The organism is Sphingobium boeckii (assembly GCF_014199215.1).
In the GTDB taxonomy this organism is placed as follows: domain Bacteria; phylum Pseudomonadota; class Alphaproteobacteria; order Sphingomonadales; family Sphingomonadaceae; genus Sphingobium_A; species Sphingobium_A boeckii.
This window is the reverse complement of the sequence record NZ_JACIJC010000002.1, coordinates 114,349-126,302: the sequence shown is the minus strand read 5'-3', so window position 1 is coordinate 126,302 and position 11,954 is coordinate 114,349. Positions and strand designations below refer to the sequence as shown.

Genomic DNA, 11,954 nt, shown 5'->3' with positions numbered 1-11,954 from the left:
GTGAGGCTCAGGCTGTTATCGCATTGCCAACTGTCGATCGGCCGTTGGCCGTTGAAATGGGCTTTGAGTTGTCATCCGATTTTGACAGGAGGATTGTGATCGATCAACGCGCCTTCAAGCGGCGTTGCAATAAGGAGAGACGAGTTGGGCGAGATTCGCAGACGCAAGCGCCGGATCGCGCGGTCGGTCATCTTCACGATGATCGCGCTCCAGTCGCTCGGCTCCCCCGCGGCCTGGGCGCATCCGAAATCGGCCCAGCCGGTGCAGCCCCGGAAAAACGTGCTGCTCATTATCGCAGACGATCTCAACACGCGGCTCGGCGCTTATGGATCGCCCGTCGTCCAAACCCCCAACATCGATCGTCTTGCCCGATCGGGCGTGACATTCGAACGCGCCTATTCCCAATTCCCACTTTGTGGGCCTAGCCGGGCCTCCTTTCTGACCGGAATGCGGCCTGACACCACGCACATCCTCGATCTCCAGACGAAGCTGCGGGACAAGGTTCCAAGCGTCGTGACCCTTCCTCAATATTTTCGCCAGAACGGCTATTTTTCGGGGCGCGTGGGCAAGGTTTTTCATCAGGGCGTGCCAAGCGACATCGGCACGGGTGGTCCCGACGATCCATTATCCTGGGATCACGTCATCAATCCTGCCGGCCGTGACAAGCAAGCCGAGCGCGATGGCCGGATCATCAACATGACACCCAAAATACCGCTGGGCATCGCCTTTGCCTATCTGCCGGACGACGGGCCGGACGAAGCGCAAACGGACGGCATGGTCGCGACCGAAGCCATTAAGATGATTGAAGCGCATAAGGACAAACCGTTTTTCATCGCGGTCGGTTTCTATCGCCCGCATGTGCCCGCAGTGGCACCGAAGAAATATTTCGACCTTTATCCCGATGACAGGCTGCATTGGGCTCCCGAGGGTCCGGGCAATATCAAATCTGTTCTGCCTGCTGCAGTCGGCCTGGGGGCGAAGCTATCACAAGGGCTGACGGATGATCAGCGTCGGCAGATGGTTCGGTCCTATTACGCATCGACGTCGTTCATGGATGCGCAGGTGGGGCGGGTGCTGGATGGCCTGGAGAAGAGCGGTGCCGCGAAGAATACGATCGTCATATTCATAAGTGATCATGGCTATAATCTGGGTGAGCATGGGGAGTGGCAGAAGGATGTGCTGTGGGAGCAATCCACGCGCGTGCCACTGATCGTCTATACGCCTGGCGCAAATGGCAACGGCCGCAAATCGGAACGACTGGTCGAATTGCTCGATGTCTATCCCACATTGACGGATCTAGCAGGTTTGCCGGGCAATCAGAATACGCAAGGGCGAAGCCTGAGACCTTTGCTCGACCGACCCAACGGCCCATGGAGCCGCCCGGCCCAATCGCAGGCTGCAAATGGACGAAGCGTGCGTTTCAAGGAGTGGCGGTATAGCGAATGGGGCGAAAATGGGTTGGTGGGACGCGAACTGTACAATTTGAACAGGGATCCGGGCGAATATCAGAACCTTGCCGGAAATCCGCGCTATCGCAAGATTCTGGACCGCTTGAAAGGGATGCTGCCGAAGGCCTGATCGATCCTATCAGATCGCGATAGCGCGAGAAACTGGATAACGGCCCGGCTACACCCCCGCAAATTCGCAAGTCGGTTCGCTTCGCACCTAACCCATCTTGCGCCCGGCGAAGTGCTGGGCTAACCGGCCTGCGCTGCCCCTGTGGTGAAATTGGTAGACGCGCTCGACTCAAAATCGAGTTCCGAAAGGAGTGCTGGTTCGATTCCGGCCAGGGGCACCACTTCTATATTATCTTCAAGCGCCGGGCGGGTGCATCCGCCCCCTTGGCTTTCCTCGCACAGGGCTTGGGCGGCCGTTCGGCCTTGCGAACCCTTTCGGGTTCGATCGCGCCCGTTGCGGCGAGATTGAATCAAAACCGCCATCCCCACTGATGCGGAAATGGCGGCTTGGCGTGTTCGACGGGCTCAGTCGGTCTTGGCGGCCATTTCCGCGCGCCGGGCCTTGGTGGCGGCGACATCCGCGGCCGTGACGATCGTATTCTTGTCGGCATCCTGCTGCGTGAAGGCGCGCGCGCCCGAGGCGTCATATTCGGCTTGCTGCATTTTGCCGTCCTTGTTGGTATCCAGCACGCCGAAGCGGACATGGGTCTGGCGGATCTGGCGCACGCGCTCTTCGGCCTGCACCTCTGCGCTGCTGTCCGATGCGGCGAGCTGGCCTTCCAGGCGCGCCTGATATTCCGAAAGATATTCCGAGTCCGAGACCCAGCCATCCTGGTTCGCATCGGTCGCCTTGAAGCGGATAGCGCGCACGGCATCGAATTCGGCGCGGGTCACCTGACCGTCACCATTGGTATCATAATCATGGATGAAGGCATTGCCCTCATGCGGCGCGGCGATGGCGGCGGGGATGGCGAGCAGCGCGCAGGATGCGGCGGCGATCAGGCGAAATTTCATGTCAGTCTCCATATGATGGTGAGGGATCAGGCGGCGTCGAACGCCAGCGTGTAGGTGTAGCTGCGATAGGGGATTTCGGATCCGGCGGGGGCGGTGGTGCGATGGCGCACCAGGATCAGATATCGGCCGGCATCATCGGGCTTGAGCGTGAATTGGCCCGCAGCATCGGTCTTGATCTGCCCGGCGATCTTGCGGCCGTCATAGACACCCGCGGCGCGAAACAGCGTGACATCGACCCCCGCCAGCGGCTTGCCGTCGAACAGCAATAGGAAGGTAGCGTCCGATCCGCTGGCGATGCTGTTGGGGTGGGTGATTGGCTGAATTTCCAGCGCCTCGCCGCGCGGCTTGAGCGCGGCGGCGGTGGGCTGGCCGCGCGTGACATAGGCGTCGGCCAGCGTCGCGCTTTGCACGGCGACGGGTTCAGCGCCCTTGGGCGGCGCACCATCCTCGCCGCGCATCACCCATTGGCCATTCACCCGGTACATCTGGCCCTTGCGGCCGAGGCGTTGGCCAGTGGTCACCCGATAGGTGCCCGGCGTTTTCAGATCGGCCTCGAAGATGGAGAGATCGCGCAAATAGGTGACCGGGCCGGCTTCACCCGCCGATCCATCGGGCAGGGTGAGGCTGAACGGCGCATCGCGCATCGCGACCTCGGCGGCAAAGGGCTCTTCGCCAAATGCGGATTCCACCGTGATGTGGTCACGCTGGCCCACATCGAACGCGCCGGGCAGCACATAGGGCATATGCGCCTGCACCCCGGGCGCGGTGCAGAGCAGGCCGCCGAACACCATCGCGGACAGCCGGTTTTTCGTGAGTCTCATGAATTTCCCCTCTCAAGATGAGTGGCTATTAGTGTTAATGAGAATCACTTGCAATACTAAAACAACCCTGTATTGGGCGCTGCCATGGACCAACCGGCATCAAGCCGAACACTCAAAATCGGGGGTTTTTCGCATGAACATGACCAAATCCATTCTGCTGGCCAGCGCTGCCTTGCTGGCGTTTCCGGCGGTCGCGCAGGCGCAGGCGCGCGTTGTGGAGGACGCGACGGCGGCGGATTCCACGCAGCTTGCGCTCGACCGGCTGGTGATTTCCGCGGGCGCTGAAAAGATCGCAATCGATACGCCCCAGGCGGTCACCGCGCTCGATCAGGATGATATCGATCAGATCCAGGCGACGACCATCGGCGACATGCTGGAGGGCATTCCCGGCGTGAGCATCCAGGGGGGCGCGAGTGCATTGGGGCAGGGGTTCAACATCCGCGGCCTGGGCACCGGCCTGGCCGATTCGGACAGCCGCATCCTGATGACCGTGGACGGCGTGACCAAATTCTTCGAGCAATATCGCATGGGGGCGTTCTTCAGCGAACCCGAGCTTTACAAGCGCGTCGAAGTGCTGCGCGGCCCGGCATCCTCCACACTCTATGGCGCGGGTGCACTGGCGGGCGTGGTGAATTTCACCACCAAGGACGCGTCCGATTTCCTGAAGGATGGAGACAGGCTGGCGGTGCGGCTGAAGGCGGGCACGGAGACCAATGCGGAATCGCATGTGCTGTCAGGCATTGTGGCGGTCGCGCCGGTGGCGGGCGTCGAACTGCTCGGTAGCTATAACAGCCGGCGCAGCGATCATTATGAGGATGGTCATGGCGATGAGGTGATCCCATCGAATGCGGTGTCCGATAGCTGGCTGGTGAAGGCGCGTGTGACGATCGGCGGCAATCGCAAACATGCGATCTGGGCCTCCTATCAGGATTGGATCAGCGACAGCACCCAGATTTACGATCAGGCCGAAGCCTTTGGCACCACCCCGGTGCGCCGCAAGGTTCACGACAAGACTGCGGTGATCGGCTATGAGAATGACTTTAACGGCAGCGATCTTTTCAATGTCGAGGCGCAGGCCTCCTATGCCGATTCCAATATTCATCAGACCGAGACCAGCTTTCTCGGCGCGCTTGAATATTCCGAATTTTCCTATGCCACCAAGCAGGCGAAATTCCAGAACCGCTCCAAATTCGATCTGGGTGGGGACTGGTCGACCTTCCTGTTCCTGGGCGCGCAATGGAGCGACCAGGCGCGGCGCAATCCGCGCAAGAGCCTGACCGGCGTCATCACGCCGGGCGGCCCAACCCACCCCGAAGGCGACATGACCAAATATGGCGTGTTCGCGCAGGCGGAGATCGTGTGGTCCGACAAATTGACGATCATCCCCGGCGTGCGCGTGGATTGGACCGATCTGAAGCCGGGTGACACGCTGGTGGGCGGCTTGCCCGTGACGATCCCCGGAGCCCGGCGCGTGAAGGACAGCGGCGTTTCACCCAAGATCGCGGCCAGTTATGCGCTGACCGACTGGTTCTCGCTCTTCGGATCGGTGGCGCACACGGTGCGTATGCCGGTGCTGGACGAGCTTTACAGCCGGACCAATGCGACCGCGACCAATGTGAGCCTCAATCTGAAGCCCGAGGAATCGGACAATTATGAAGCCGGCTTCTCGCTGTCATTCGATGGCCTCGCGTCAAGCCGCGACAAATTGCGCTTCAAGGCCACGGCGTTCCAGAATGATGTGAAGAACCTCATCACGCGCGGCACGGCGACGTCATCCTATTTCGTGAACGTCGGCGAATCGCGCTTCAAGGGGATCGAGGTCGAGGCTGAATATGGTGCAGGCGGGTTTTTCGCGCGCGGCAATCTCTCGATCATCGATGGCAAGAACCGGCTGAGCGACACCTATCTCAACACCATTCCGGCGAATGAATATCGCCTGACGCTGGGCTATGCCGATCCGGTCACCGGGCTGTCCGGCGGCTGGACGGGCGAATTTTCGGAGAAGCAGGACAAGGTTTCGAGCATCGCGCTCGCGACGCCGGGCTATGCGGTCCAGAATCTGTTCCTGGCGTTCAAGCCGCGGATCGGCGCGGCAGAGGGCTTTGAATTCCGCGTGGGCGTGGACAATGTGTTCGACAGATATTTCCAGCGGCATTTGTCGTCGCTGCCGGCGGAAGGGCGGACGTTCAAAGTCTCCGTCGCCAACACTTTCTGAGCTGCGCCATGCGGCTTCCCATCCGCATCGGCGCGCCGGCCGCTGCCTCGCTGCTCGTGAACGGGCTGATGGTGGCGGCCCTGCTCAATCTGGGTATCGGCGGGATGACATCGCATAAGCCGCCGCGGGCGATCGCGGTGATGGATCTGGCGGTGCTGAAAGGCGCTGAGGACGGGGTGGAGGAGGCACAATCCGCCAACGAACCCGCGGGGGAGCCAAGCCCAACCCCGCCAGCCGCCGCGCCTACGGCGGTAGCGGCGATCGTGCCGCCGCCGCCCATGCCTGTACCGGGAGCACGCGCAGCCCCGAGTCTACCATTGGCAGCACAATCGACTGCACCCGCTGCCCCGGCGGCGACGTCACCGGCAAAGGCCGCACCATCCATCGCTGCGGCTTCGGCCTCAGCATCAGCATCAGCATCAGAGGTTCGCAAGGGGGCGAGGGATGGGCTGGATGCGAATGCGCCTTCGGGCACCAGCCGATCCTATGCGGCGCGTGTGCGATCCTGGCTGCTCGCGCACAAGACTTATCCCAGGCGCGCAAAGATGCGGCGCGAGGAGGGCGTGGTGCGCGTGTTCTTCGTGATCGACCGGGGCGGGCGGCTGATGGAAGGCTGGGTGACGGCGGGCTCGGGCTTCCTCTCGCTGGACGAGGAGGCGGCGGCCATGCTGCGCCGGGCCTCGCCTTATCCCTCCGCGCCCAGCGAGGTCCGCGGTGATCGCATCGAGATCAGCGCGCCGGTCGAATTCACGCTGCCGCTTTAGAAAGGCCGGCGACGCAGCTATAGTGATTGAAACATGGAGTGATCGATCGTGACTGACAGCCTGGATGATCGCATCATCGAAACGCCGGACGGGCCGATGAGCTGGGCCGCGTGGAAAAAGAAGAATCCGGTGCAGGTGCCGTCGCGCCGCACCAAGGGCAAGAAGCTGCCCAATAAGGTGCCCAAGCGGACGGGCGAGACCTGACCGCCCGCAATCGCTTGCCTTGGATCGATCGCGGTGCGATAGGCGCGGCCCCGCGCGCGCCTGCGCCTCACGCAAATCCTGGAAATTTTCATGCAGACCCGCGCTGCCGGCCGCGCCATGGGCCTCGATTTCGGCACGACGAACAGCGTCGCCGCACTGGCGGGCGCTGATGGTGCCTCCGAGATGGTGGAGTTTCAGGGCGACCATGCGGCCGGCGCGGTGTTCCGCTCCGCCTTGTGCTTCTGGCATGATGATGCGGTGCGCGGCGGGATCGCATCCGAAGCCGGGCCATGGGCGATCGCCGAATATCTCGAATGGCCGCAGGACAGCCGCTTCATCCAGTCGTTCAAATCGGTGGCGGCCAGCGCCACCTTCGAACACGCCTCGATCTTCGAAAAGCGGTATCGCTTCGAGGAACTGGGGCGGCTCTTTCTTGAAAAGCTCGTGAGCCATGCAGGCGGGGTGCTGGACGATCGGCCGCAGCGGGTGGTGGTGGGCCGGCCGGTCGAATATGCCGGAACCCGGCCCGACGCGAAGATCGCGCGTCAACGCTATGACCGGATGTTCGAAGCCTTCGGCACCGAAATCCATTATGTCTATGAGCCGCTGGGCGCGGCCTTTAGCTACGCCTCCCGCCTGACCGATCCGGCGACCATATTGGTTGCGGATTTCGGCGGCGGCACCAGCGATTTTTCGATCGTGAAAGTGGCCGCCGCGGGCGCTGCGCGGCGCTGCATCCCGCTCGGGTCTGCGGGCATCGGGATCGCGGGGGATCGCTTCGATTACCGGATCATGGACCGCCTGATCCTGCCCATGCTGGGGAAGGGCGGCAGCTATCGCTCTTTCGACAAGACGCTGGAGATCCCGCGCAGCCATTTCGCCGATTTCGGAGACTGGTCGCGCCTCGCGCTCATGAAGAACCGTCGCACGATGGAGGAACTCGCCAAGCTGCAGAAGATCGCGCTCGATCCTGATGCGATCGGGCGGATGATCGCGGTGATCCAGAATGAGCTGGGCTATCCGCTTTATGATGCGGTCGGCCAGCTCAAGCGTGCGCTTTCCCAGGACAGTCAGGCGCATTTCCATTTCGAGGGGGCTGGCCTTGCGATCGAGGCAGACGTGTCACGCGCGGATTTCCAAAGCTGGATCGCCGAGGATATCGCGCGGATCGCCGCGACGGTCGATCGCGCGCTGGCCAAGGCGGGCGTGGCGGATGGCGAGATCGATCGCGTGTTCCTCACCGGGGGATCGTCACTCATCCCGGCGATCCGGGGGCTGTTCGACCAGCGCTTTGGCGAGGACCGGATTGCGACGGGCGGCGAACTGACATCGATCGCGCACGGGTTGGCGATGATCGGGCAGGAAGAGACGATCGCCGAATGGGCGGTGCAGGATGATTGACGGCCGATGAGCCACTGTCCATGGAGCGTGGATGGCCCGCGCTGATCGCCTCGAACGTATGGAAAATCAGCGTATCGCGCTGGAAGAGGACTATCTGGCTCTGCTGCTGGCAGCGCTGAAGCGCTGCGCGGCGGGTCATTGGGGGCTGTTCGATCATACCAAGGACCGCGCCGCCCGTGCCAGCGTGGCCGCCGAGATCGAGGCGCTGATCGAGACCGGCGACGCCATTGACGATCTGCGCGAAAAGCTCGGCATGGAGATATTCGCGCTGCATCAGGAATTTCTGGCCGCGCGCGGTCCGGTCAAGGCCAGCGCCGTCGGCGAACCCAAACAGGCGCGCGCCTGGCTGGATCGGCTCGGCGCATAGCGCCGGCGTCGCGGCCATGCGCGCACGCAATTTCTGTTTCCGGCTGAAGGGGATAGGGGATTCCGTAGCGTCGGATCGCGCGCCATCATGCTGTGTTCGGGCTTTGTTGACACCTGCCGTCGTAAATGGTCTCTAAACCCAAAGTTTGTACGCGAGGGGAAGCGCTCGAACGGTCTTCTCCCGGGTATGGAAGCCCAGCCACGGGTCATAGCGTGGTATCGTCCTCACAGGGACGTGTGAAGGAGAGGAACATTATGAAGCTCGTTTTGAAGCTCGTCACCGGCGTCGCTTTTTGCAGCCTCGCGACCGGATTGGTCCATGCGCAGACGGAGAGCGAGGCGACGCCACTGGACGCCGAACCTGTGGTTGAAGATCAATATGCCGATATCGTCGTCACGGCCACGGGGCGCGCGCAACGCGCCCAGGATGTGCCGCTCGCCGTCAGCGTGATCGGCGGGGAGGCGCTGGAAAACAGCGGCATCTCCGATATTCGCGGGCTGAGGCAGGTGACACCGAGCCTGCAGGTGACCACCGGCCAATCATCGGCCACCGGCGTCGTGCTGCGCATCCGCGGCATCGGCACGGCGGGCGACAATCCCGGCTTCGAACCGGCGGTCGGCGTGTTCATCGATGGCGTATTTCGCGCGCGCGCCGGCGTGGCGCTGGCAGACCTGCCGCCGATCGATCGCGTGGAAGTGCTGCGCGGGCCGCAGGGGACGCTGTTCGGCCGCAACACATCGGCGGGCGCGCTCAGCATCACGACGCAGGGACCGAGCTTCGATCTGGGCGGCTATGCCGAGGCGAGCTATGGCAATCTTGACGAAATGGAGCTGAAAGCCGGGGTGACCGGGCCGGTGTCCGAAACCATCGCGCTGCGGGTGGACGGCGGCTATCACAAGCGCGACGGCTATATCAAAGACGCCAATGTGGACCGCCGCTTCAACAATCTCGATCGCTGGTTCGTGCGCGGTCAGGCGAAATACGAAAGCGGCGATGTCACGGTGCGGCTGATCGGCGATTATGCCGAGACCGACGAATCCTGCTGCGGCGCGCTGAATACGGGATCGGGCTTTGCCCAGCCGGGCACCGCCGCCTTTGCCGCGAGCAGCGTGGTGCAGGGGCTGGCTGCCGCCAATGGCCGGGTCGGCATCGCCTTTCCGTTCGATGCCGAGGCGCGCGTGATGGCCGCCTCGCCCAATCGTGATCTGTCCGAGCGCGTGAAGGAATGGGGCATCTCCGGCCAGGTCGATTGGGATCTGGGCGATGTCACGCTGACCTCGGTCACGGCGTGGCGGGATTGGAAAGCACGCCGCAATCAGGACATCGACTTTTCCGGCGTGGATCGCGCCTATCGCGAAGGCTATCAAACCGGATTGCGGGATTTCACGCAGGAAATCCGGCTGAAGGGTTCGGCCTTTAACGATCATCTCGACTGGCTGGTGGGCGGTTTCTACCTGAACGAAAAGAACACGCTGACCGACCGTGTGCGCTTCGGCACGCAGGGCGATGCCTATGTCGATAATTTCGTCAACGCGCTGACCGATGCGGCCGTGCCGGGGCCGGGTGGGTTCCAATTGTTCGGGACGATTCCGGGCCGTCCGCTGGTGGGTCAGGTGCTACTCGCATCCAACGCACAGCTTGCCGCCGCGGCGGGGGCCGGCGGGCCGGCCGTGCTGGCGACGTTCCTCACGCCATTCCCGTCCACGCCGAATGGGGCAGGTCAGGTGGCCGATCGCTATCGGGTCGATACCGAGGCGTTCGCGCTGTTTACGCACAATATCATCAACTTCAACGACAATATCTCGCTGACATTGGGCCTGCGCTACAATCACGAGACCAAGGATATCGATGCCAATCTTAATTCAGCCGTTCCTGCGTGCGCTTTCCTGCAGGGGGCCAATGCGGCACTCCTGCGTGCCGGACTCAATGGGCTCAACGCAATCCCCGGTGCAGATGGCAAACCGACTAATCTCGGCGACGCCATCGTCAACCTCTCCTGCAATCCGACCGTCAACAGCGAATTCAACGGCCTGTATGACGGTGGCCGCAGCGAAAGCGTGTTTACCGGCACCGCCAAGCTGGCGTTCAAACTAAGCGATGATGTGCTGGTTTATGGTGGCTATGATCGCGGCTACAAATCGGGTGGCTATAATCTGGATCGAAGCTCCTTCGATTCCCGTTTTCTGCGGATCAATCAGGATAGTCTGACGAGCCCCTTGGGAGATGGTGCGCAGATTGACGATCTCGAGTTCGGAAAGGAGTCCGTCGATTCATTCGAAGTGGGCGTCAAGACCAATTTCAGCCGTGCGATCCAGTTCAACGCTTCGGCCTTTTACGCGGATCTGAGGGGCTATCAGAATCTGGTGTTCACCGGCAGTTTCTTCGAGGTGCAGAATTTCAAGAAACTGATCTCCAAGGGGATCGAGCTTGAATCGATCTTCCGTCCGGCGTCCGATCTCACGGTGAGCCTGAACTACACTTTGCTCGATACTGAAGTGAAGGATGCGGCGGCGGGCGCTGACAATAATATGCCGCTCACCAATTCACCCAAGCATGTGGTCACCGGCGCAGTCACCTGGACGCCGCAGCTTAGCGACAGCGTGGGCGGACTGGTGCATGTCGATTGGCGGACGCAAAGCGATGCCAATACCCTGAACGATCCCGTCGGCGTGCCCTTTACGACCAATGACGGCCATTCGATCGTCAATGCGCGGGTGGGCGTGAATTTCGGCCCCAATCAGAATTTCGGGGTCGAAGCCTATGTCGAAAATCTGTTCGACCGCTATTTCAACATCACGTCGTTTCCGATCCCCGAACAGAGCGCCAGTTTCGCGGTCTATCCATCGCCGCCGCGGCTTTATGGCGTAAAGTTGCGCGCACGCTTCTGATCCGCGCACGATCGCTTCAATAAGGGGCCGGATCGCGGTTTGCGTGATCCGGCCTCTGCTTTATGGGGTGGATGAAACTGAACAGGATTGCCACGAACATGCCGCTTGACGATTCCGATGAGCAGAAATTGCCGGTGCCGCAGGAGATCCAGGACGCGATCCGCACGCTTTTGCTGTGGGCCGGCGATGATCCCACGCGCGAAGGCCTGATTGACACGCCCAAGCGCGTCGCGCGCGCGTGGAAGGAATATTGCGCCGGCTATGACGAGGATCCGGCGCATCATCTGACGCGCACGTTCAAGGAAGTGGGCGGTTATGACGAGGTCGTGCTGCTGAAGGACATTCCGTTCCAGTCGCATTGCGAGCATCATATGGCACCGATCATCGGCAAGGCGCACATCGCCTATCTGCCACGCGACCGGGTGGTCGGTATTTCGAAACTGGCGCGCGTGCTGCATGGCTATGCACGGCGGCTGCAGGTGCAGGAGCGGCTGACCGCCGAGGTCGCGCAATGCGTGTGGGATCATCTCAAACCCCATGGCGTCGCGGTGGTGATCGAGGCGAGCCACGCCTGCATGACCGCGCGCGGCGTGCGCACGCCGGGCGTGGGCATGACCACCAGCCGGTTGATCGGTTGTTTCCTTGAAGACAACCGGAGCCGCAAGGAAGTTCTCTCGCTGATGGGCTTTTGAGCCGACTGTTCAGATCGCCCATATTCCGTTTGTCCCGAGCGAAGTCGAGGGACGTGGGGACAAATCGGCGCGTGTCTCGACTGCGCTCGACACCAACGGGTTTGGGGTGTGCGAAGCTTAGACGGGATAGC

General features: G+C 62.0%; 10 protein-coding genes and 1 tRNA gene. 9 read left to right on the top strand and 2 right to left on the bottom strand.

The window, feature by feature from the left end; genetic code table 11:
- Positions 1-144: 144 nt before the first annotated feature.
- A complete protein-coding gene (locus tag FHS49_RS05740; RefSeq protein WP_246350389.1) occupies positions 145-1,578 on the top strand; it encodes a sulfatase in 1,434 nt (477 codons plus the stop codon).
- Between the two features lie 135 nt (positions 1,579-1,713).
- Positions 1,714-1,798: transfer RNA gene (locus FHS49_RS05735), tRNA-Leu, on the top strand.
- A 184-nt stretch (positions 1,799-1,982) separates the two neighbouring features.
- Here FHS49_RS05735 and FHS49_RS05730 read toward each other — a convergent pair.
- Together FHS49_RS05730 and FHS49_RS05725 are read right to left on the bottom strand one after the other, a co-directional pair.
- Positions 1,983-2,471 (bottom strand): CREC-EF hand family protein, encoded by a 489-nt coding sequence (locus FHS49_RS05730; RefSeq protein WP_184016279.1) that lies wholly within the window; start codon positions 2,469-2,471, stop codon positions 1,983-1,985.
- Positions 2,472-2,497: 26 nt separating this feature from the next.
- Complete coding sequence (locus tag FHS49_RS05725; protein WP_184016277.1) at positions 2,498-3,292, bottom strand: DUF4198 domain-containing protein; 795 nt, start codon at positions 3,290-3,292, stop codon at positions 2,498-2,500.
- 139 nt (positions 3,293-3,431) lie between these two features.
- Here FHS49_RS05725 and FHS49_RS05720 point away from each other — a divergent pair, with 139 nt between their 5' ends.
- From FHS49_RS05720 to folE, 7 genes are all read left to right on the top strand, one after another.
- Positions 3,432-5,507, top strand: coding sequence for a TonB-dependent receptor domain-containing protein (locus tag FHS49_RS05720; protein WP_246350387.1), 2,076 nt, complete (start codon positions 3,432-3,434; stop codon positions 5,505-5,507).
- 8 nt (positions 5,508-5,515) lie between these two features.
- Entirely contained in the window at positions 5,516-6,271 is a 756-nt protein-coding gene (locus FHS49_RS05715; protein WP_184016273.1) for an energy transducer TonB, read from the top strand.
- 48 nt (positions 6,272-6,319) lie between these two features.
- Positions 6,320-6,475 (top strand): hypothetical protein, encoded by a 156-nt coding sequence (locus FHS49_RS05710; protein ID WP_184017472.1) that lies wholly within the window; start codon positions 6,320-6,322, stop codon positions 6,473-6,475.
- Between the two features lie 90 nt (positions 6,476-6,565).
- On the top strand, positions 6,566-7,876 hold the full coding sequence (locus FHS49_RS05705) for an Hsp70 family protein (protein WP_184016271.1): 1,311 nt from the start codon (positions 6,566-6,568) through the stop codon (positions 7,874-7,876).
- A gap of 31 nt (positions 7,877-7,907) precedes the next feature.
- On the top strand, positions 7,908-8,243 hold the full coding sequence (locus tag FHS49_RS05700; RefSeq protein ID WP_184016269.1) for a hypothetical protein: 336 nt from the start codon (positions 7,908-7,910) through the stop codon (positions 8,241-8,243).
- Between the two features lie 254 nt (positions 8,244-8,497).
- Positions 8,498-11,131, top strand: a complete 2,634-nt coding sequence (locus FHS49_RS05695; protein WP_184016267.1) for a TonB-dependent receptor — start codon at positions 8,498-8,500, stop codon at positions 11,129-11,131.
- Between the two features lie 98 nt (positions 11,132-11,229).
- Positions 11,230-11,823 (top strand): GTP cyclohydrolase I FolE, encoded by a 594-nt coding sequence (gene folE, locus FHS49_RS05690; protein ID WP_184016265.1) that lies wholly within the window; start codon positions 11,230-11,232, stop codon positions 11,821-11,823.
- The last annotated feature ends 131 nt before the right edge of the window (positions 11,824-11,954 follow it).